Raw genomic sequence first — 21,964 nt, 5'->3', positions numbered from 1 at the left:
CCCAGCCTGACAGTCACGTGCGCGGCACACAACACGAACTAAAGTCTGAACAGGGTGGATCGGGGAGTTAAGCCCGTTGCCCGGTGGTGCGCACGGCCGGTACGGTGCAGCCGAGGGGTGTATTCGAGAGTCACGGCAGCGCAGCGGGTTTCGTGGTGCGCGGAAAGAGGTGTGTGGTGAGCCGACCGGTGGACGAGGTAGTTTTCGCGGACGATCTGCTGAACGACTGGCTGTCGAGCGTCGGTCTGGCGGTCGAATACCGCCGGGCGGTGGGGAATACGCTCTATTTCACCGACGAGAGCGGCCAGGAGGTGGCGGTCCTCGACCATATCGGTGGATTCGGTGCGCTGATATTCGGGCACAACGAACCGGAAATCATCGAATACGCGAAGAATTGTCTGGACGACCGCATTCCCGTGCTGGCGCAATTGTCGGTGCAGCCACGGGTGAACGGGCTGGCCGCGGCGCTCAACACGATCCTGCGACGCGAGACCGGCATCGAGGAGCCGTTCGCGACGGTGTTCGGCAACAGCGGCGCCGAGGCGGTGGAGATCTGTCTCAAGCACGCGGAACTGGAACGCCGGGACCGGATCGCGGCGCTCACCGAGGAGATCGGACAGCACATCGCCGAGGCGCGCGAGGCGGTGCGGGCCGGTCGAGCTGTCATCGCTCCGTCGGCGGGGCACGAGGATACCGACAGCGCGACGGCGTTCGAGAGCCTCGTCGCCGAGGTCGAACAGCGCAACGCGGCACTCGTCGCCGGAGGACCGGTGTATCTGGCGCTGGAGAACGCCTTCCACGGGAAACTGGTCGCGAGCATCCAGCTGACCCAGAATCCGCAGTGGCGCAGCCCGTTCACCGCCCTGGCGTCCTCGACGCGGTTCCTGCCCATGGACCGGCCGGGCGCCATCGAGGCGGCGGTCGACGGGTTGCGCGCGACGCTGTCGGACCTCACGGTCGTCGACGGTGCGGTGACGGTCATCGAGCGCGACTTCCCGTCGGTCGGCGCGTTCTTCGTGGAGCCGGTGCAGGGCGCGAACGGGATGCGTCCGGTCCCCGCCAGCGCGGCGCGGGAGATCAGGGCGGTGTGCGATGCCCTGGGCTGTCCGCTGGTGGTCGACGAGATCCACAGCGGCGCGGGCCGCACGGGGGCGTTCTTCGCGAGCTCGCATATCGGTCTGCGGGGCGACTACTACGCCGTCGGCAAGAGTCTCGGGGGCGGGATCACCAAGATGTCGGCGGTGCTGGTTCGGCGCGACCGATTCCGTCCCGCCTTCGAGGTCATCCACACCTCGACCTTCGCCAAGGACGGACTGTCCGTCGCGATCGGGACGAAGGTGCTCGAGATGTTGGAGGCCGAGGACGGCCGGGCCTACCGCCGGGCGGCCGTGCGGGGCGAGCGGCTCCTGGACATGCTCGCCACCGTCCGAGCGGATTTCCCCGACATCGTCGCCGAGGTGAACGGCCTCGGACTCATGTCGGCGCTGGAGTTCACGGATCGGACGTCCTCGGCGGGCGCGATCGGTGAGTACGCCCGCACCGGCATGCTCGGCTACGTGCTGGCCGGATACATCCTGCGCGAGCACCACATCCGGGTCCTGCCGCTGGGGCCCGCGGGCAATTCTGTGCGTTTCGAGCCCTCGATCTATCTGACCGACGAGGAGATCATGCGCACGGAGGTCGCGCTGCGCGAGGTGTGCGCGCTGCTGCGCGAAGAGGACGGCGCGCGGCTCGCGCCATCCGCGACACCGGAAGGCGCCCGGGGATGACCGACCGGAGCGCGGCACCGTCGCTGGCCGCACAGCTGACCGCGCACGCCCTGAGCACCGCGTGCGCGGCGGCCCTACGGGCGGCGGTGACCCTGGGACTACCCGAGGCCGTCGGTGACCGCGCCGCGACCCCGGCCGAGCTGGCCGTGACGCTCGACGTCGACGCCACGGCACTGCACCGCCTACTGCGCTTGCTCACCAGCCACGGGGTGTTCGCCGAGGACGACGCGGGCGGCTACCGCCACACCCCCGAATCCCTGCTGCTGCGGCGGGATTCGCCGGACTGTCTCGCCGATCTGGTGCTGTGGTGCACCGAGCCGTGGACGTGGTCGCTGTGGGGGCACCTGGACACCGCGGTCCGCACCGGCACCGAGATCTTCACCGGGGTGCACGGCCGCCGGTTCTACGAGCACCTGCCCGAAGCGTGGCCGGACTCGGCCCAGGTCTTCGACCGCGCGATGACCCAGCAGAGCCGATCGGCAGCGCGCGCCGTCGCCGAGACGCTCGCGTCGGAGACCATCACCGCCATCGCCGATGTCGGTGCCGGACAGGGCACCGTGCTGGCCGCGCTGCTGGAGCGCTGCCCCGCGGCGACCGGCTACCTGCTCGACTTGCCCCACGTCGTGGCCGACGCGGGCGAACGATTCCATCCCGGCGGCGATCTGGCCGAGCGGGTGCGCCTGACGCCGTGCGACTGCCTGCGCGAGGTGCCCGCCCGCGCCGAGTTGTACCTGCTGAAGAACATCCTCGGCATGGACGACGACAATGCCGTGCGGATCGTGCGCAATGTGGTGCGGGCGGCCCCGCCGGGGGCCAGGGTCGTCATCGTCGAGAACCTGATCGACGACGGGCCGACCCGGCCGCTCGCGACCGCCCTGGACCTGCGGATGCTGCTGGTCATCGGCGGCCGGAAACACACCCTGCCGGGACTGCTGAGCATCGTCGAACGCGGGGGACTGATCGTGAGCGAGGTCCGTCCGGTCGACGCCGATCTGCACATGATCGACGCCTCGGTTCCCGGATAGCGTCGATCAACCGGCGACGGGCCCCGCTCCTCTCCGGGAGCGGGGCCCGTTCTTCGTGCCGTTCAGCGCGGTTCGGCGCCGACGTCCCGGCTCAGCACCCGCGTGAGCGCCTCGGTCAGCACCTTCTCCGGGTCGGCGGCGGCTTCGGTGGCACGCCAGCAGACGAAGCCGTCGGGGCGCACCAACACCGCCCCGTCCGCACCGACCCGGTGCGTGGCCGTCCACGAGTCGGCCGGATCGCGCAGATCGTCGCCGATGCGGTGCGTGGTGAGCGGTACCTCGAGCTCCGCGCCGACGCGGTCCGCCGCCGCCACCCACTCCTGTCCCCGTGGTCCCGCGACCAGCACGAACCGGCGGGCGTACAGGTCGATGGTCGACACCGCGCGGTCGGCCTGGAGGAGCGTCATGTGCGGTGCCCGGGTGCCCGGTTCGCCGCTCAGCTCGGCCGGGTGTAGCAGATCGGTGGCACTCGCGTCGTCCTCGGCCAGCACCGCGCCGGAGCGGTAGCGATGTCCGAACAGCACCGCGAGATTGCCCTCGGTGGTGGCGCCCCGGCCCCCGGCCCGGCCACGGTCGCGCAGATGGTTCGTCGCGGTGTCCACCGTGGCCTCAGCCACCGGGATACGTTCGGGCGCATAGCTGTCCAACAGCGCCGGACCCGCCTGACCGCGCAGCACCGCGGCCAGTTTCCAGGCGAGATTGTGCACGTCCTGGATGCCCAGATTGGCGCCGAACGCCCCGACCGGGGGCATCAGATGCGCCGCGTCACCGGCCAGGAACGTGCGGCCGTGCCGGAAGCGTTCGGCCACACAGGAACCCACGTCCCACGGACGGGCGACGGTGCCGAGCTCGTCGGCGAAGGAGACGAGCTCGACCGGGAGGTCGGGCAGCCCGATCGCCGCCCGCACCAGCTCGCGACAGTACGGCTCGGTGAAGTCGGCGAGGGTCTCGCCGGTGGCCGGATCGTGCGGGACCATCAGAATCCAGCGGCCGGGCCGATCCTGGGGCATCACCACCGACGCCGGGCGGGGGTGGTCGAGGAACCACACGCCGACCGGGCGGTCGCGCAGCGCCTGCGAGAGATCGGCCTCCCACACGATATTGACGTACCGGCCGATCACCCCGAGTCCGCGCATACCGATACCGAGCAGCTCGCGCACGGTGCTGTTGGCGCCGTCGGCGGCGAGGACGTAGTCCGCCCGGATCGCGCGCTGCCCGCGGGTCTCGGTGTCGAGGACCGTGGCGGTCACCGCGTCGTCGTCCTCGACGAGCCCGACCAGCCGGACCCCGTAATCGACGCTGGTACCCGCTCGGACGGCGCGCTCGCGCAGCAGCGGCTCGAGGTGGTGCTGGTCGATCGGCGCCCACGGCGCCGGACTGTACCGCTCGGCCTCGTCGAGCCCTTCGATCTCGCCGCGCAGCCATTCCGACCCGGCGATCGTCTCCGCCACGGCCATCTCCGGGAACCGGGCGAAGAGCGAGGGTTTCGCGCGGATGGCCGCCTCCAGGCCGACGGTGCGGAAGATCTCCATCGGTCTGCCGAGGATGATCCTGGTGCGCGGCCAGGGGAACACGGAGGTCCGCTGTTCGACGGCATGGACGCGGATGCCGTGATCGCGCAGCAGGACCGCCGCCGTGGCTCCGGTGAGGCTTAAACCGACCACCAGAACCTGGGTATCTGTCGTGGACAAACTGATTCCTCGCAAGTGTCGTGGGAAGCGGTCGCGCGGCCTCAGCCGACGACGACCGCCTTCGTGCGCATCAGGAACTCGGCGAGATAGCCTTCGTGCGGCAGACCGGGCCGGGTCCAGGTGGTCGGTCGGTCACCGAGATGGACCTTGTGGATGCTCGGCTCGGCGACCAGCGCGTCGACGAGCGCGGTGTCCTCGGTGAAGACGGTGAGCGACAATGTCTCCCGCAGCACCGCGACCGGGTCGCGGCCGCGCCGCCACGGCGCCACCCACACGCAGGGAAAGCCCAGTTCGATCCGGGCCTGCGGCGCGTCGGGACGGTCCAGCAGGAACACCGCGGGCCGCAGCGCCGCGGACCCGTCGCCGAGATCGTCCACGACGGTGTCGGCGCCCAGGATGGCCGTGGCATCGGCCGCCGCCGAGCGCAGATACACGGCGATCGCGCGAGCGCTGTCGATCCGGTGCACCGGTAGTGCGGCGTGCTCGTCGGCCGGGGGCAGCGAGGGCAGCGCGCGCAGTCGCGCCGCGATCGCGTCGGCGACCGGCGCCGGATCACCCTCGACGAAGACCGCGGTGGCATTGACACACCCGGTTCCGGCATGGCCCGCGATGGACTCGACCACGGTGTCGAGGTGCCGCAGCGGGTCGACGCCCTCGGTGAACAGGATCTTGGAACGACCCGGCCCGAACGGCAGGACCAGTGTGCCCGCGCCGTACTTGCGGGTGACGTCCGCGCCGCCGAAGACCAGCGCGAGGTCGGCCTCGGCCACGAGCCGGTCGGCGGTGTCGTGATCGGTGGGCAGCAGCACGACCTGGTCGGCGCCGTAGCCCACCTGCCGCAGCGCGGCGACCAGCCGGTGCGCGGTGAGCGGTTCGCGCTGGGAGGGCCGCACCGCCACGCGATAACCCAGCGCCAGGGCGTCGAGCCACGCCGCGTGCACGGCGGGGGAGTTGGCGGGGGCGTTGACCACGAGCACCTCGCCCCGCCGGGTCCACACGCCGCACCCGTGGGCGGCGTCCTCGCTGCGCCAGCTCGCCCGCGCGCCCACGGGACGAGCCTGCTCGACACTGTCGCAGACGAGCGCGGCGTACTCGCCCACCTGCCGCACCCCCTCTCGGACGACCGGCAGCGGGATCCCCGAGACCTCGGCCACCGTGCGCTGGTGCGCGGCGGCGTCGATGCCGTCGACGACACCTGCGGCGAACACCGCCCCGGCCTGGGCGAGCAGGGCCGCGCGTCGCGCGGGTTCCGGGGGGACCGCGCGACGCAGGCGCTGGAGGGCGCGCTGGGCGAAAATCCAAGGCACCAGGCTCAATTCGGCGACCGGGCGCCCGGTGACGTCCTCGACGGTGTGCAGGTGGCGGCTGCGGTAGGCGCCCTCGGCGCCGAGCGCGTCCACCCGCAGCAGCGCGGCAGGCGAGCGCCGCACGTCAGTACACTCCCTCGATCACGGCCACCTCGCCGAACTCGCGCACCGGCCTGACCTCGGCGATGGCGTCACCGGGCAGGCCCAACCCGTGGGGATGGCGGATGGCGGTGTCGCGGTCCAAGTTGTTGGGCAGGAACAGATTCCGGGTGATGTGGTGGGTCAGCACCTGCCCGCGTTCGCCGTAGGCCACGTTCTTCCCGGTCTCGGGGTCGATCACCGAGAACACCGAGAACGGCGCGGGCGGATCGAAGACCGGGGTGTCGGTGACCGCGGCACCGGGACGTTCCGGCATCGCGCAGAAGATCATGGTGCTGCCGAAGATGCTGACGAAGTTCACCCCGGAGAACACCTCGGTGCGGAACAGGTGCCGGGTGTCCTCGTCCATCGACGTCCCGCCGTAGATGATCGTCTCGACCTTCGCGTTGACCAGGTCGACCAGATGCTCGCGGCGACACAGCGCCTCGATCAGCGGTGGCGTGACCACCATGACGCGGATGTCCTGGCTGGTCAGGATCCATTCGATCTGGTCGACCAGATGGGTGATGTAGGCCCGTGTCTCCTCGGCCGCGCCGCGCCCCACGCTGCGCTTGACCCAGCGCGGATCCAGATCGAGGGTGAAGAACACACTGCGGAACCGCCAGGCCGTGTCCTGGGCGAGGACACCGGCCATGTGCGGGCCCGCGGGCATGACGCCGAGCCAGTGGGCGCCGTGCGCGATGCCGTGGTCGACGAGCCGGTGGTAGTACCAGGCCCAGGACTGTTCCCGCACATCCGGCAGCATGAAAACTCGCTTCGGCGCTCCGGTCGTCCCGCCGCTCTCGGCCACCACCGGCGGCTGGGCCAGATCACGCAGCTCCCCGTACCCGCGCGGCACCAGATCCTCGATGCGGACCTGGCGCAATTCGTCGGCGATATTCGGGAACTTCGTCAGATCCTCGATCGTGCGGATATCTTTCCGCGGATCGAATTCCAGTTTCTTCGCCAATTCGAGCCAGAACGGTGATCCGGTTTCCGGATCGAAGTGCCACCGCATCGCTTCCTGCACGAGTTCCGCGCTCTCCGGCGGGGTATCCCAGGGCATATCGAGTGCGGTGTCGATACGTGTGGCCATCGTCGTACTCCTCGGCATCAGGTGTCGAACGTCCTTGCCGAGATTACAAGCAGCGCAGTTTCTTTGGCTAGATCCGGAGAGTACACCTCTCGGCTGGTAGGTATTACAACCGGGGAATTAGTCTGGTTGCCGCGTGTCCGCGTGGTGCGTAACCTGCCAGGTGCCCTCCGAATTCTCTGAAGAATCGGCGAAGCGGTCTATTTCTCCTCTCGCGTTTCTCCGCGACGATTTCCCTGCAAGGAGTGCAACGATGAGCCGAACCGATTACGACGTGATCGTGGTGGGGGCGCGGTGTGCCGGGTCGCCGACGGCGATGCTGCTGGCCCGGAAGGGATATCGCGTCCTGCTCGTCGACCGCGCGACCTTCCCCAGCGACACGCTCTCGACCCACCTGATCCACCCGCCGGGGGTGGGCGCGCTGCGCCGGTGGGGGCTGCTGGACACGGTCGCGGCGTCTGGATGTCCACCGATCCACACCTACGCCTTCGATTTCGACCGGATCGTCCTCGCGGGCAGCCCCGGCACACCCACCGACCCGGTGGCCTACGCGCCCCGGCGCGTGGTGCTGGACAAGATCCTGGTCGACGCGGCGGCGGACGCGGGCGTGGAGGTGCGCGAGGGTTTCCTGGCGCTGGAGCTGGTCTTCGACGACCACGGGCGGGTGGTGGGCCTTCGCGGCCGGGGCAGGGGCGGCCCGGTGGTGACCGAGAAGGCGCGGCTGGTGATCGGCGCGGACGGCCTGCAATCGATGGTCGCGCGGGCGGTGGGCGCGCGCAAATACCACGAGAAACCCCGGCTGATGTACGGCTGCTACAGCTATTTCAGCGGCCTGGAGATGGACGGTACTTTTCGCGCGCATTCGCGCCCGTACCGGGCCTTCGGCGCCTGGCCGACGAACGACGGATTGACCCTGGTCGGCGGCTGCTGGCCCTACTCGGAATTCAAGAAGATCCGCGGCGAACTGGAATCCGGCTATCTGCGGAATTTCGCACTGGCCCCGCGATTCGCCGAACAGATCCGCGGCGCGCGGCGGGAGGCGAGACTCCTCGGGACCGCACTGCCGAACTTCTTCCGCGAACCCTACGGGCCCGGCTGGGTCCTGGTCGGTGACGCCGGATACTGCAAGGACTTCTTCACCGCGCAGGGCATCAGCGACGCGTTCCTGTCCGCGCAGTGGTGCGCGGACGCCGTCGACGACGTGCTGTCGGAGCGCGTGCCCTTCGACACCGCCCTGGCCGGATACCAGTCCGTGCGCGACGAACACGCCCTGCCGATCTACGAATTCACCGCCGAGACCGCCGTACTCGAACCGGCCAGCGCGGAGTTCGAGAAGTTGCTGGCGCACATCGACGGCAATACCGAGGCGATGGACGATTTCGCCCGCGTGAACGCCGGTGTGCTGTCCATGGCGGGGTTCCTGTCGCGATGGGACCCGCAGCACCACACCCCGTAGGCCGGTGACCGACGCGGGGCCCGCCACCGAGCGACGGTGGCGGGCCCCTGCTTTCGGCGGTTTCATCCCACCCGGACGGGCTCGCGCAGTGCCGCACCGGGTCCGGTGTGGACGAGGGCACCCGCCTTCCACACATGGGTGATGCTCGCCTGGCGGGTGAGCACCGCGATGTCGGCCAGGGGGTCGGCGTCCACCGCGAGCAGGTCGGCGTCGTATCCGGCGGCGAGCTGCCCGGACTTCGGTCCGGCCGGGCCCAGGGTGGCCGGACCGTGCGCGGTGGCGGCGGCGATGGCCTCCGCGGGGCTCAATCCGGCGGCCACCAGGTGGGTGAACTCGCTCGCGTTCGCACCCCACGACAGCGGTCGTCCCCGGTCGCTGGTGCCCAGATCGGTTCCGAGCGCGAGGGTGACACCCGCCCGGTGGGCCAGCGCGATCGCGGACAGATGCCGCTCGGCCATGCTCTCGAAGCGGTCCCGCCAGGTCGGTGGCAGGGCCGCGACATCCTGACGGAACGCCTCGTAGACCGTGCGGGTGGGCACCAGCACCATGCCGCGCTCGGCCATGAGATCCGCGCACTCGCTGTCGAGTTCGCTGCCGTGCTCGATGGTGTGACACCCGGCCCGGATCGCGGCCATGATGCCGGCCCGGCCGTGGCAGTGCGCGGCCACGACCCGGTCCGCGCGCGCGGCCTCGGTGACGATCGCGCGCAATTCCTCGTCCCGGAACTGCTGATGCACCGGGCTGTCGAGCTCGCTCAGCACACCACCGGAGGTACAGACCTTGATGATTTTGGCGCCCGCCCGCAGTTGCAGGCGCACGGCCTTGAGGCACTCGTCCACGCCGTCGGCGATGCGCAAGGTGCCGGACCGGCAGGGATCCGACATCCAGCGATACGGCAGCCGATGCGCGTCGGAGTGACCACCGGTCTGCCCGATCACCTGATTGGCGCTGTAGATGGTCGGCCCGACGAAGGTGCCCTCGGCGACGGCTTCCGCGAGGACACAGCCGTAGCCGCCGAGGTCGCGCACACTGGTGAAGCCCGCCCGCAGCGCCGTTTCCGCGTCCTTGACGCTGCGCGCCACGGCCAGCGCCTCGGGGGTGAGCGTCAACTCCTCGGTGCTGACCCGGCCGCGGATCCCGGCGAAATGCACGTGACAGTCCCACAGTCCGGGCAGCAGGGTGGCGACCCGGGTGGCGACCAGAGCGGTGTCGTCACCGGACAGTTGGGCGGTGGGCCCCGCGAAGGTGATGCGGCCGTCGGCGACGACGACGCTGCCGTGCGCGATCGGCTCGCCCGAGCCCGGGACGAGCAGGTCGGCGTCGATACGCTCTCTCATGCCTGTGCCTCCACGGCGGTACGGCGCGCGAGGTCGGCGCGCAGGGCGTTCTTATCGATCTTGCCGAGCGCGGTGGTCGGCAATTCGTCCACGACCCACAGCGATTCGGGCAGCTTGTAGGGGGCGACCCCGATCTCGCGCAGGAACCCGCGCACTGCCAGCAGGCCGGGTTCGGCGCCGGGTTCGGCCACCACGTAGAGGCACACGACTTCGCCATAGAGGGCGTGGGGCGCGCCGATCACCGCGCACGCGCGGACGCCGGGATGCCGCGTCACCAGCATCTCGAGGTCCGCCGCGGGGATCTTGTCCCCGCCCCGATTGACGATGTCGCGGGCGCGGCCACCGACGACCAGATCGCCGCGCGGGGTCCGGGTGACCATGTCGCCCGTGCGGTAGAAACCCTCCGGGGTGAAGGCTTTCGCGGTCGCCGCCGGGTCGCGGTAGTAGCCCGCGACGGTGTAGGGCCCCCGGGTGAGGAGCTGGCCCATCTCGCCGTCGGGCACCTCGCGATCGGTGTCGTCGACGATGCGGATCTCGTCCAGCGGCGAGGCGGGCCTGCCCTGGGTGCCGTGCACGACGGCGTCGGGATCGGTGAGCGCGGTGTAGTTCAGTAGGCCCTCGCTCATGCCGTAGCACTGCTGCAGGGTGGCACCCAACGCGGGCCCGATCCGGGCCGCCAGATCGGGATCCGGTGGGGCGCCGCCGATCTGCACCACCCGCAGGCTGGACAGGTCGGCGGTCGTTTCGGCCGCGGCGCTCACCCAGCGGGTGGCCAGGGTCGGCACCAGGGCGCAGTGGGTCACCCGCTCCCGCTCGATCAGGGCGAAGGCGCGGCGCGGGTCGTCCGGATCGGCCAGGACGACGGTGCCGCCGCACACCAGGGTGCCCAGCACCCCCGGACAGTTCAGGACGAAGCCGTGCGCGGCGGGCATCACCGCGAGATACACCGAATCCGCGGACAGCGCGGCGATCTCGCAGGTGGCGCGGATCATGTAGGCGTAGCCCGCGTTGCCCCGGGGAATCACCTTCGGCGCGCCGGTGGTGCCCCCGGACAGCAGGAACACCGCCGCGTCGTGCGGATGCCGGTCGTTCGGCGCGGGCACCGGTGCCAGCGGTGCGCACCAGGACGCGTTCGGGTCGCACAGGGTGCGCAGATCGATCTCGGCGGTGCTGTCCTGGCCCGAGACCAGCACGTGGCGCAGGGCGGGATGCTGCTCGCGCAGCCGCCGCGCGGACTCCACGGCCGTGCGCCGGGGTCCCTCCGTGCTCACCGCCAGCGCGACCGGCTCGGCGACCGCGACCACGTGCGCGAGCTCGTAGTCGCCGAAGCCCGGCATCACCAGGACCGGGGGCGCCCCGATCTCGAGCAGCGCCAGCACCAGGACGAGCATCTCGGTCCGGTTGGGCAGATGGACCACCACCCGGTCGCCGATGTCGATCCCGAGCCCGCGCAGGCGTTCACTCGTACTGGTGACGGCGGCATGCAGGTCGGCGTAGGAGAGTCTGTCCGTCGGGGTGACCAGCGCACACCGCTGCGGGTCGCGCGTCCGAGCGGCTCGCAGCAATTCGGCGAGCGTTTCCCGCTGCCACAGCCCGGCGCGCCGGTATTCCTCGGCCCGCCGCGCATCGATCATCGGGACCTCGGGATCGCGCCGTCGCGACTCGGCGCTCATCCTCGCGGCTCCGGAATACGGTCGGCCAATTGCCCGACCGTGTAGTCCTCGCGATCCCACAGATTCAGCGTCATGCCGAATCGCTCGCGCAACTGGATCTCCAACTCGGTGGTCTGGCTCGACGACAGACCGAGGTCGGCCCGGATCCGGGTCTGCGGTCGTACTCCGTCGACGGTGCGTTCCGGCACGCCGATTTCGATCAAGAGTTGTTTGAATTCACTCACGGCCACGACGCCTACCCCTTGTGTCAACGGCGAAATACCTGCGCCGATTCTGCCTGGCAGGCCGAGATTAATCGACGGCGCGCGAAGGTGACAACGGCCTAAGTCGCCGGTATCAACTCGCGGGTGAAGTGTTCCGCGCCAGCGGGTTACGGTCGTAGAACCGGTTAGGTCGACCGTGGTATTCCCGGGCCGCCGCGGACTTTGAGACTCTTGTCCGGTACCGGCGGGGATATCGTCGGGTCCGGACGGGGGAACGGCCCACGATCATCGATATCCAGACTTTCGGGTGCGCGGTGCAGGGCTGAATCCTGGAGGTGAACGGTGGAGCAGTCGTACGCGATTCCTTATCCGCAACTCGGGTCTCTTCTCGACGAGCAGGAAATAGCTGTACTGACCGAATTGGTGAATTCCGGCGAGAATCTTTCCGGGGGACGGTGGCGCGAAGAATTCGAACGATGTTTCCGTCGGCACGTCGGGGCGCCGCACGCGCTCTCGGTGACCAGCGGCACGGTGGCACTCGAGATCGCGATCCGCCTGTTGGACCTCACCGAGGGCGACGAGGTCATCGCCACCCCGCAGACCTACAAGGCGAGTGTCCAGCCGCTGCTGAACTACCCGGTGCGGGTGCGCTTCTGCGACGTCGAACCGGACACGCTCAATATCGATCCGGTCCGCCTGGAGGCACTGATCACCGGCCGGACCCGGGCCATCATCCTGGTGCACTACGGCGGGCTGCCCTGCGACATGGACGCGATCATGGCGATCGCGCGGCGCCACGGCATCACGGTGATCGAGGATTGCGCGCACGCGCTCGGCGCGGATTACCGGGGACGAAAACCCGGTGCGCTGGCCGATATCGGCTGCTTCAGCTTCCATTCCAGCAAGAACATCACCACCCTGGGGGAGGGTGGCATGATCACCCTGCTCGACGGCGCGCTGGCCGAGCGGGTCGACCGGATCCGGTCCAACGACGCCGACGCCGTCTATCACGAGAAGCCGCGCGTCATCGGTGAGCGCACCAGCGCGCACCCGTGGATGATGCACCCCGGCCGCACCTATACCCACGGCTGCGCGCGCATCCGCTACGGCGGCACCAACGCCACCCTGGCCGAGCCCAACGCGGCGGTCGGCATCGTCCAGCTGTCCAAGCTCGACGCGATGGTGCGCAGACGCACCGAGATCGCCGCGGCCTACACCGAGGTGCTCGCCCGCTATCCGGGCGTGCGGATCCAACGCGGCGCGCAGCCGGTCCGCCACGCCCAGCATCTGTTCACCTTCTTCGTCGACCCGGCCGCCGGTCTGCGTCGCGATCGGCTGGTCGCGCGCCTCGACGCCCTCGGCGTCCAGATGCAACTGCGCTACTTCCCGATGCATCTGCTCGCGGAGTGGGCGGCCAGGGGCCACGACGCCGGGGAATGCCCGGTCGCCGAGCGCCTGTGGTTCGAGCAGCAGGTGAACCTGCCGTGTCATCCGGCCGTCACCGATCGACAGGTCGAACAGCTGGTGTCCCACCTGGACACCGCGCTGGGCGAGGAATTCGCCCACTCATCCCTGACCGCCACGACGGCGCGCACAGCGAAAGGTCTGGTGCCATGACCGAGACGGAGCACTTCGACATCGTCGTGATCGGTGGCGGCCCGGTGGGGCTGGCCTCGGCCTGGCGGGCGGCCCGCCGCGGCGCGCGGGTGGCGGTCTTCGAACAGGACGACTTCGGCAATCAGCGCGGCGGAACCAGTGGGGCCGAACGGCATTGGCGCCTGCAGTACACCGAACCCGACCTGTGCCGACTGACCGGCGCGGCCCTGCCCATGTGGCGGGAGCTCGAACGGGCCTGCGACCGCACACTGGTCCACGCGTTCGGCAGCCTCTGGTTCGGTGACGTCGATGTGGCCACCAACGAGGGCCGGATCTCCGAGACCGCGCGCACCATGGACGCGCTGTCGATCCCCTACGACTGGCTGACCGCGCCCGAGATCGAGCGTCGATACGGCTTCGCGGATCTGCCCCGGCACTGGGAGGGCTTCGTACAACCCGACGGCGGCGCCGTCGACGTGCGCGCCACCGTCGACGGGCTGCTGGAGCTGGCCAGCGCGGCCGGATGCGTCCTGCGCGCCCGGCACACGGTGAGGGAAGTGGTCGCCCACGACGACGGTGTGCGGCTGCGCACCGACCGGGGATGGGTCGCGGCCGGGAAGGCGATCGTGGCCGGTGGGCCCTTCGCCAACCGGTTGCTCGAGCCCCTGGGCGCGCGACTGGATCTCGCGGTGTTCGAGATGGCGCTGGTGACGTTGCGGCAGCGGGATCCACTGGCCCGCTACCCGTTCTGGTACGTCTTCCAGGAACCCACCGAGGACGACACCAACCTGTTCTACGGCTTCCCGCCCAACGCGTGGCAGGACACCGACCTCGTGCGCGTCGGCCCGGTCTTCGAGGTGAATCCGCTGACCGACCCGGACCGGGCGAGCGGGGTCCCCGACCCGCGCCACGTCGACCGGGTGTGCGGCTGGGTCGCCCGCCACTTCCCCCTGGTCGACCCGCGTCCACTGGCCAGGGAGACCTGCCTGGCCGTGCTGCCCACCGACCCGCGACGGCAGTTCTTCCTCGGCACCGCCGAGGGACGGTGCGCGGGCGGCGCGAACGTGGTGATCTGCACCGGCGGTTGGGGTTTCAAGTTCGTCCCGCTGCTGGGGGAGGCGTGCGCCGAGCTGTGCCTCGACGGCGCGACGACCTACGACGTGGCACGTCTCGCGCTGCCGCTGTCGAGCCACGTCGATTCCTGAACACCCCGAGCGCAACCGAGGAGATTCACGGTGACTTCTACCCTGCCCACCGCCGATGCCGACCGCGTCGACATCGCGGTCGTCGGTCTCGCTGGCCGCTTTCCGGGTGCCCCCGATATCGAAACCTATTGGCACAACCTCTGTTCCGGCGTGGAGTCGATCCGCCCACTGAGCCGGGAACAACTGCTCGCCGAGGGGCTGGACCCGGAGCTGATCGCCGGTGCGGACTATGTGGCCGTCGCGCCGACGCTGGAGGGCATCGAGCTCTTCGACGCCGGATTCTTCGGCTTCACCGCCCGCGAGGCCGCGCTGCTGGACCCCCAGCAGCGGCTGTTCCTCGAAACCGCCTGGCACGCCATGGAACACGCGGGCATCGACCCCGCCCACTGTGGGACCGCCGGGGTGTTCGCCGGGGCGAACCTGCCCGGCTACCTGCTGTCGAATCTGCTCGGCGGGCAGCGGTTCGTGCTGGACGCGGCCATGTTCGAGTTGCAGATCCACAACGACAAGGACTATCTGGCCAGCCGGACCGCGCACGCGCTCGGACTGACCGGCCCGGCGATCAGCGTGCAGACCGCGTGCTCCACCTCGCTGGTGGCGGTGCACGAGGCGGCGGCGGCGCTGCGGGCCGGGACGTGCGAGCTCGCCCTGGCCGGTGGGGTCTGTGTGCGGGTGCCCCACCACGTCGGCTATCGCTACGAGCCGGGCCTGATCTACTCGCCCGACGGGCACTGTCGCCCCTTCGACGCCGAGGCGGCGGGCACCGTCTTCGGCAACGGTGTCGGGGTGGTCGTGCTCAAACGGCTGGCAGACGCGCGCCGGGACAACGATCGGATCCTGGCCGTGCTCAAGGGTTCCGCGGTGAACAACGACGGCCGCGACAAGGTCGGCTACACCGCGCCGAGCGTGCGCGGACAGGAAGCGGTCGTCGCCGACGCCATCACCGCGAGCGGGATCTCCGCGCGCACGATCAGCGCCGTCGAGGCGCACGGTACCGGCACGCACGTCGGCGACCCGATCGAGATCGCCGCGCTCACCCGGGCCTTCAGCAGATCCACCGCCGACACCCAGTTCTGCGCGGTGAGCTCGGTCAAGGCGAACATCGGCCACCTCGAGTCGGCCGCCGGGATCGCCGGGTTCATCAAAGCCGTCCTGCAACTGCACCACCGGACGCTGGTGCCGAGTCTGCATTTCGAGCGGCCCAACCCGCGCATCCACTTCGCGGCCACCCCGTTCTTCGTCAACACCGGGCTGCGCCCGTGGGACACCGGCGAGGACCCCCGCCGGATCGGAGTGAGTTCGTTCGGTATCGGCGGGACCAACGCGCACGTGGTACTCGAACAGGCACCCGAGCCGCCCGCCGCGCCCGCCTGTGACCGGCCGCAGCTCGTGGTGCTCTCCGCCGCGACACCCGCCGCGCTCGACGACACCACCGCGCGGATCGCCGCCCGGCTCACCGATCTCGACCCGACACCACTGGTCGATATCGCGCACACCCTGCAGTCCGGACGGGCACCGCTGCGGTTCCGCCGTGCCGTGCTCGCCCGCGACACCGCCGAGGCTGCCGCGCTGCTGGCCGGTGCCGATCCGGGGCGGCTGCGTAGCGCCGACGCGGGCACGGCCGGGGCGAAGGTGGTGTTCCTGTTCCCCGGCCAGGGCGCCCAGTACCCCGGCATGGGCCGGGAGCTCTACGCCGGTGAACCGGAATTCGCGCGCGCGATCGACGACTGCGCGGACCTGTTCCGCGACCACCTCGGCTTCGATCTGCGCGAGGTGCTCTATCCGGACGATCCCACCACCGACGGGCTCACCCGCACCACGCTGGCCCAACCCGCCCTCTTCGCCACCGAGTACGCGATGGCGCGCCTGCTGCTCTCGTGGGGGGTCGAGCCGGACACGATGGTCGGCCACAGCATCGGCGAGTTCGTCGCCGCCTGCCTGGCCGGGGTGCTGTCGCTGGCCGACGCGACCTGGCTGGTCGCGGTACGGGGAAAACTCATGCAGGAGTTGCCCGGTGGCGCCATGATCTCGATCGCGGCCGGGGCCGAGCGGACGCGACCCCGGCTGCCCGCCGAGGTGTCGCTGGCGGCGATCAACGCCCCGGAACTGTGTGTGGCCTCGGGGCCGCACGACGCGATCGACCGGTTGTCCCAGGAGTTGACCGCCGACGGCATCGCCGTGCGACCGCTGCACACCTCACACGCCTTCCACTCGGCGATGATGGACCCGATCGTGGAGCCGTTCACCCGTGTGGTCACCGAGGCGACGCTGTCCGCGCCGGTCCGATCGGTCGTCTCCTGTGTCACCGGCGAACCCCTCGACGCCGCCACGGCCACGGACCCGGGCTACTGGGGTGCGCACATGCGGCGTCCGGTGCGTTTCGCCGACGCGATCGTCACCGCGATCGGGGACCGGCCCGCCGTGCTGGTCGAGGTCGGCCCCGGCAACACCCTGAGCACCCTGGCCCGCGCGTGCGGCGGTCCCGAATCGCCCCGGGCGGCCGCGGTGACCACGATGCGCCGTCCCGACGAGGCCGTCGACGACACCCACGTGGTGCGCACGGCCGTCGGCGACGTGTGGCTCTTCGGCGGCGAGGTCGACTGGTCGGCCGTGCACGGAACCCGGCGCCCCCGTGTGGATCTGCCGCGCTACCCGTTCCAGCGCGACCGGTACTGGATCGAACCGCGCCGGGCGAGCGAACCCGCCCCGGGTGACATCGCGGCCGGTTTCGCCGCGACCTCGGAACCGGTCGCCGAGCCGTCGATCCGCTCGACCCGGCCGAGCACCCTGCTCACGGGCTACGTCGAACCCGCCGACGAACTCGAGGTGTCGATCACCGAGGTCTGGGAGGAACTGTTCGGCCTCGCGCCGATCGGCGCGCGCGACAACTTCTTCGAACTCGGCGGGCACTCGCTGCTGGCGACCCAGGTGCTCAACCGGTTGCGCGGCACCCTCGGCCGCACCGTCACCCTGGACCGGCTGCTGGCGACCCCGACCGTCGCCGGACTCGCCGAACAACTGCGGGCCGCGGGCACCACCGAGGACGAGATCGACGCCGTCGTCCCGAGCCCGGAGCACCGGTACGACCCGTTCCCGCTCACCGAGATGCAGCAGGCGCAGTGGATCGGTCGACTGTCGAGTTTCGACATGGGCGGGGTGGCGCCGCACCTGTACTTCGAATTCGACAGCCGTACCCTCGATGTGCCCCGGCTCGAGCGGGCCTGGCAGCGGGTGGTGCACCGCCACGACATGCTGCGCATGATCGTGCTGCCCGACGGACGTCAGCGCGTGCTGCCCGACACCACGCCCTACCGCTTCACCGTGCTCGACCTGACCGAGGCCGATCCCGCCCGCGCCGAGGATCAGCTGGCCGCCATCCGCACGCGGATGGCGGCCGAGGTGCGCCGGGCCGACGCGTGGCCGCTGTGGGAGATCCGGGTCAGCGTGCTGCCCGAGCGCGTGGTGCGGGTACACATCAGCTTCGATCTGCTGGTCGCCGATGTGTCGTCGTTCTTCTATCAGCTGCTGCCGCAGTGGCGCGACAGCTACCACGAGCCCGACCTCGAACTCGCCCGGCCCGCACTGACTTTCCGCGACTACGTCCTGGCCGAGGAGCGCCTACGCGCCACGCCGCGCTACGAGCGCGCCCTCGAGTACTGGCGCGCGCGGGTCCGCGAACTGCCGCCCGCCCCCGAGCTGCCGACGGCCACCACCGGCGTCGACGACCTCGCCCGGCGGACCTTCGTGCGCAGGCACGCCACCCTCGACGCCGAGCTGTGGGGCCGGATCAAGAGTCGGGCGGGGGAGTTCGGTGTCACCGTGTCCAGCGCCATGCTCGCGGCGTTCGCGGTGGCCGTCGGCACCTGGAGCAAGTCGCAGCGGTTCACCCTCAACTTCACCGCCGTGAACCGGCTGCCGGTGCACGAGCAGGTCGACGACGTGGTCGGCGAATTCGCCTCGTTCGACCTGCTCGAGGTCGACGCGGTCGCGGTGTCCAGCTTCGCCGATCTCGCGCGTGACCTCCAGCGTCAGAGCTGGGCCGACTTCGAGCATCGCTTCGTCAGCGGCGTGCGGATCCTGCGCGAACGGGCCAGGGCGCGCGGCGGCGCGGGCGAGGCCATGCCGGTCGTGTTCACCAGCGCGCTGGGCAACACCCTCGACGGCAAGCCCGCCGAGTCGCCGGTGGACTGGCTCGGCGACCAGACCTACTTCGTCTCGCAGACCCCGCAGGTCAGCATCGACCACTTCCTGCTCGAGTTCGAAGGCAACCTCGAACTCGCCTGGCACGCCGTCGACGCGCTGTTCCCCGACGGGATGATGGCCGAGATGTTCCGGGTCTACCGGGAATTCGTGGTCGGCCTGGCCGATGCCGCGAACTGGCATCGGCCGCCGGTACTCGAACTGCCCGCCTGGCAACTCGCGTCGCGGGCCGCCGCCAACGCGACCGGCGGCCAGCTGCCCGACGGCGTGCTGACCTCCCGGATCTTCGCCAACGCCACGTCCACCGCACCAGCGGTGATCGCCGCCGATCGCACCCTCGACTACGCCGAATTGACCGCGCGCACCGCCACACTGGCGCGGGTGCTCGCCGAGGCCGGGTGCGGGCGCGGCAGCGTGGTCGGCATCGGGCTGGCGAAGGGCTGGCGGCAGATTGTCGCCGCGCTCGCCGCCTCCGCCGCGGGCTGCGTCTACGTACCGCTGGACCCGGAGCTGCCCGAGGAGCGGCGTCGCTGGCTGGTCGACCAGGCGGGGATCGAATGCGTGCTCACCGAGCCGGGCACGGCGGGGCGGTGGACCGGCGCGCCCCGCGTGTACGAGATCTCCGAGGAGTTGTGCGCGCCCGGGCCGGACACCGGATTCCGCTGCCCGGCCGAGCCGGACGACATCGCCTACGTCATCTACACCTCCGGCTCCACCGGTACGCCCAAAGGCGTCGCGGTGAGTCACCGGGCCGCCCTGAACACCCTGGTCGACATCGAGCAGCGCTTCGGCCTCGGCCCCGGGGACCGGGTGCTCGCGCTGTCGGCGCTCAACTTCGACCTCTCGGTGTTCGACGTCTTCGGGATCTTGGCCGTCGGCGGCACGGTGGTCGTGCCCGCGCCGGAGGAGCGCAGGGACCCCGCGCGCTGGAGCGAGCTGTGTCGGCGCCACGGTGTCACGACCTGGAACTCGGTCCCGGCGCTGCTGCAGATGCTGGTCGAACACCTCGAGTCCACCGGCGACGCGGCCGCGCTCGCCGCGCTGCGGGTCACCCTGCTGAGCGGGGACTGGATTCCGCTGTCGCTGCCGGACCGGCTGCGAGCCCTCGCGCCGGGCACCCAGGTGATCAGTCTGGGTGGCGCGACCGAGGCCGCGGTGTGGTCGATCGCCTATCCGATCGGCGAGGTCGACCCGGAATGGTCCTCGATTCCCTACGGCCGTCCCCTGCGCAACCAGCGTTTCCACGTCTACGACGAGCGGCTGCGCCCGGCGCCGGTCTGGGTGCCCGGCCAGCTCTACATCGCGGGCTCGGGCCTGGCCGAATGCTATTGGAACGACCCGACCCGCACCGCCGAGTCGTTCCTCGTGCACCCGGAGACCGGTGAACGTCTGTACCGCACCGGCGATCTGGGTCGCTACCTGCCCGACGGCACCCTGGAGTTCCTCGGTCGCGACGACTTCCAGGTCAAGGTCGGCGGCTACCGGATCGAGCTGGGCGAGATCGAACACGCGCTGACCCGCCATCCCGAGGTCGTCGGCGCCGTCGCCTCGGCGCGGGGCCCGCGGACCCAGCAGCGGCTCGTCGCCCACGTGGTCCCCGCGCGGACCCCGGCCGACGAGACGGCGTTCACCGCGGCACTGCGCGCGTTCCTGGCCACGGTGTTGCCGTCCTACATGATTCCCGCCGACGTCGTGCTCATCGCCGAGCTGCCGTTGAGTGCCAACGGGAAGGTCGACCGGTCGGCGCTGCCCGAGCCACGGCACGCGGGTAGCGCCGCGCCCGCCGAGGTGGAGCTCACCCCCGCCCTGCGCACCCTGCTGACGCTGGCGGGTGAACTGCTCGGCGTCGACTCGATCGGGCCGGGGGACAGCTTCTTCCGGCTGGGTGGCGATTCGATCATGGGCGTGCGCTTCGTCGGCCGGGCCACTGCCGCCGGTCTCGCCATCACCCCGCAGCAACTGTTCGAGAACGCGTCGTTCGCGGAACTGGCGGCGACCGCGCCCGGCGACATCGGCGTCGGGGAGACGAGCGAGGCGGTGACGCTCACCGCGGCACAGCGTTTCGCGGGCGCCCAGGTCGGCTCGGTGACGTTCGAGGTGCCCGACGACTTCGACCCGGCGTTGGCCGGGCGGGCGTGGCGGGCGCTGCTCGACCGTCATCCGGCCCTGCGCGGTCGTGTCCACCTCGACGAGGGACAGTGGTTCACCCCGGCCACCGACGACCCCGACGACAGCGCGTTTCCCGAGATCGACCTCACCGCGCTGCCGGAAGCGGTGCGCGCCGAGGCACTGCCGGACATGGTCGCCGAGATGACCGGCGAGGTGGATCCACGCACCGGCCCGATCGTGAAGTTCGCGGTGGTCCGGTGCGGCGAGGCGGGCAGTGTGCTGGTCTGCGCGGTCGCACAGGCACTGATCGACGACTCGTCGGTCCTCACGCTGTGCCGGGAACTCATTTCGGCCTACCGGGATCTGGCCGCCGGACGCGAGGTGACCTGGACCGTCGCCGCCGGATCGCTGGCGGCGTGGACGCGCGGATTGCGCCGCGAGCCCGTCCATCCGGACGGTCTGCCCACGGTCGGCGATGTCCCGCGAACCTTGCCGGGCATCCACACCACCGCACTCGACGCCGCACGCACCGCGGACCTGTTCGCCGTGGCGGCCGCGCGCTACCACCTCGACCCCGCCGAGATCATCGCGACCGCCGCGACCGTGGCGACCGCGCGGGTCCTGGCCGAGCCCCCACGGGTGCTGCTCGAACGGTCCCTGCGCACCGACCCCGCCCGCTCCGGCGAACCGGCCGAGCACCTGATCGGACGGGTGACCGAATGGGCGGTGCTGGAGCCGGTCGCCGCCGACGCGCCACCGAGCGTGTACCTGCCCGAGCTGAAGCGGCAGCTGCGCGCTGAACACACGCGGCCCGCGCGCGCCACGACGATCACCGTCCGCGAACTCGTCCGCTGGGACGGCACCGACGACGTGCTCACGCCCCCGCAGGATTTCGTCGGGGTGGACGGTGTCGCGCCGGGAAACAGCGTCGGCCAGCTCAGTGCGGCGCTGGTCGGCGGGGCGTTGCGGGTCCGGTGGCAGTTCGCCGCCGCCGTCGACACGGCCGAGATCGCCTGCGTCGCTGCGAGTTTCGCCGCGACGCTCGACCACATCGCCCGGCACTGCCGCGAGCAGTCCGCGGGCTCCTACCACCCGACGGACTTCCCGCTGGCGGGCCTGTCCGACGACGAACTCGACGACTTTCTCCACGATCTGCGCTGAC

At 70.8% G+C, this 21,964-nt stretch carries 12 protein-coding genes; 6 read left to right on the top strand and 6 right to left on the bottom strand.

What is annotated here, in order from left to right; all coding sequences use genetic code 11:
• The first annotated feature begins 176 nt into the window (after nt 1-176).
• Both QC180_RS10955 and QC180_RS10950 read left to right on the top strand, forming a co-directional pair.
• Nucleotides 177-1,769 (top strand): aspartate aminotransferase family protein, encoded by a 1,593-nt coding sequence (locus QC180_RS10955; protein ID WP_278262546.1) that lies wholly within the window; start codon nt 177-179, stop codon nt 1,767-1,769.
• Nucleotides 1,766-2,794 (top strand): methyltransferase, encoded by a 1,029-nt coding sequence (locus QC180_RS10950; protein ID WP_278262545.1) that lies wholly within the window; start codon nt 1,766-1,768, stop codon nt 2,792-2,794. Before QC180_RS10955 ends, QC180_RS10950 begins: the two co-directional genes overlap by 4 nt.
• A gap of 62 nt (nt 2,795-2,856) precedes the next feature.
• Here the strand turns inward: QC180_RS10950 and QC180_RS10945 are convergent, their stop codons facing one another.
• Genes QC180_RS10945 through QC180_RS10935 form a run of 3 tightly spaced genes read right to left on the bottom strand, consistent with a single transcriptional unit; the run spans nt 2,857 to nt 7,026 of the window.
• On the bottom strand, nt 2,857-4,485 hold the full coding sequence (locus tag QC180_RS10945) for an FAD-dependent monooxygenase (protein ID WP_278262544.1): 1,629 nt from the start codon (nt 4,483-4,485) through the stop codon (nt 2,857-2,859).
• A 41-nt stretch (nt 4,486-4,526) separates the two neighbouring features.
• The gene (locus tag QC180_RS10940; RefSeq protein ID WP_278262543.1) at nt 4,527-5,915 is read right to left on the bottom strand and encodes an aldehyde dehydrogenase family protein; all 1,389 of its coding nucleotides are present in this window, start codon (nt 5,913-5,915) and stop codon (nt 4,527-4,529) included.
• A gap of 1 nt (nt 5,916) precedes the next feature.
• Nucleotides 5,917-7,026: a phenylacetate--CoA ligase family protein gene (locus QC180_RS10935; RefSeq protein ID WP_278262542.1), complete on the bottom strand. Its 1,110-nt coding sequence runs from the start codon at nt 7,024-7,026 to the stop codon at nt 5,917-5,919.
• A gap of 250 nt (nt 7,027-7,276) precedes the next feature.
• On the opposite strand from QC180_RS10935, the gene QC180_RS10930 reads away from it, so the two are divergent.
• A complete protein-coding gene (locus QC180_RS10930) occupies nt 7,277-8,479 on the top strand; it encodes an NAD(P)/FAD-dependent oxidoreductase (RefSeq protein ID WP_278262541.1) in 1,203 nt (400 codons plus the stop codon).
• A 62-nt stretch (nt 8,480-8,541) separates the two neighbouring features.
• Here the strand turns inward: QC180_RS10930 and QC180_RS10925 are convergent, their stop codons facing one another.
• From QC180_RS10925 to QC180_RS10915, 3 genes are read right to left on the bottom strand one after another with little or no spacing between them, the layout of a single operon-like run.
• Nucleotides 8,542-9,816: a metal-dependent hydrolase family protein gene (locus QC180_RS10925; RefSeq protein ID WP_278262540.1), complete on the bottom strand. Its 1,275-nt coding sequence runs from the start codon at nt 9,814-9,816 to the stop codon at nt 8,542-8,544.
• Nucleotides 9,813-11,489: a (2,3-dihydroxybenzoyl)adenylate synthase gene (locus QC180_RS10920; protein ID WP_278262539.1), complete on the bottom strand. Its 1,677-nt coding sequence runs from the start codon at nt 11,487-11,489 to the stop codon at nt 9,813-9,815. Before QC180_RS10920 ends, QC180_RS10925 begins: the two co-directional genes overlap by 4 nt.
• A complete protein-coding gene (locus QC180_RS10915) occupies nt 11,486-11,713 on the bottom strand; it encodes an acyl carrier protein (RefSeq protein WP_278262538.1) in 228 nt (75 codons plus the stop codon). The genes QC180_RS10920 and QC180_RS10915 overlap by 4 nt, the downstream gene beginning before the upstream one ends.
• A gap of 321 nt (nt 11,714-12,034) precedes the next feature.
• Between QC180_RS10915 and QC180_RS10910 the strand changes: the two genes are divergently transcribed.
• From QC180_RS10910 to QC180_RS10900, 3 genes are read left to right on the top strand one after another with little or no spacing between them, the layout of a single operon-like run.
• Entirely contained in the window at nt 12,035-13,309 is a 1,275-nt protein-coding gene (locus QC180_RS10910; RefSeq protein WP_278262537.1) for a DegT/DnrJ/EryC1/StrS aminotransferase family protein, read from the top strand.
• The gene (locus QC180_RS10905) at nt 13,306-14,493 is read left to right on the top strand and encodes an NAD(P)/FAD-dependent oxidoreductase (protein ID WP_278262536.1); all 1,188 of its coding nucleotides are present in this window, start codon (nt 13,306-13,308) and stop codon (nt 14,491-14,493) included. Before QC180_RS10910 ends, QC180_RS10905 begins: the two co-directional genes overlap by 4 nt.
• Nucleotides 14,494-14,523: 30 nt before the next feature.
• Entirely contained in the window at nt 14,524-21,963 is a 7,440-nt protein-coding gene (locus tag QC180_RS10900; RefSeq protein WP_278262535.1) for a non-ribosomal peptide synthetase/type I polyketide synthase, read from the top strand.
• The last annotated feature ends 1 nt before the right edge of the window (nt 21,964 follow it).

It is taken from the genome of Nocardia anocheti, assembly GCF_029675105.1.
GTDB lineage: Bacteria > Actinomycetota > Actinomycetes > Mycobacteriales > Mycobacteriaceae > Nocardia.
The sequence above is the reverse complement of the archived record's forward strand: the minus strand, read 5'-3'. Positions and strand labels throughout refer to the sequence as shown.

What these genes read in the sequence shown, in the direction of transcription:
- QC180_RS10950 (WP_278262545.1), top strand. Translation starts at nt 1,766, where the DNA reads ATGACCGACCGGAGCGCGGCACCGTCGCTGGCCGCACAGCTGACCGCG.
- QC180_RS10935 (WP_278262542.1), bottom strand. Translation starts at nt 7,026, where the DNA reads ATGGCCACACGTATCGACACCGCACTCGATATGCCCTGGGATACCCCG.
- QC180_RS10930 (WP_278262541.1), top strand. Translation starts at nt 7,277, where the DNA reads ATGAGCCGAACCGATTACGACGTGATCGTGGTGGGGGCGCGGTGTGCC.
- QC180_RS10925 (WP_278262540.1), bottom strand. Translation starts at nt 9,816, where the DNA reads ATGAGAGAGCGTATCGACGCCGACCTGCTCGTCCCGGGCTCGGGCGAG.
- QC180_RS10920 (WP_278262539.1), bottom strand. Translation starts at nt 11,489, where the DNA reads ATGAGCGCCGAGTCGCGACGGCGCGATCCCGAGGTCCCGATGATCGAT.
- QC180_RS10905 (WP_278262536.1), top strand. Translation starts at nt 13,306, where the DNA reads ATGACCGAGACGGAGCACTTCGACATCGTCGTGATCGGTGGCGGCCCG.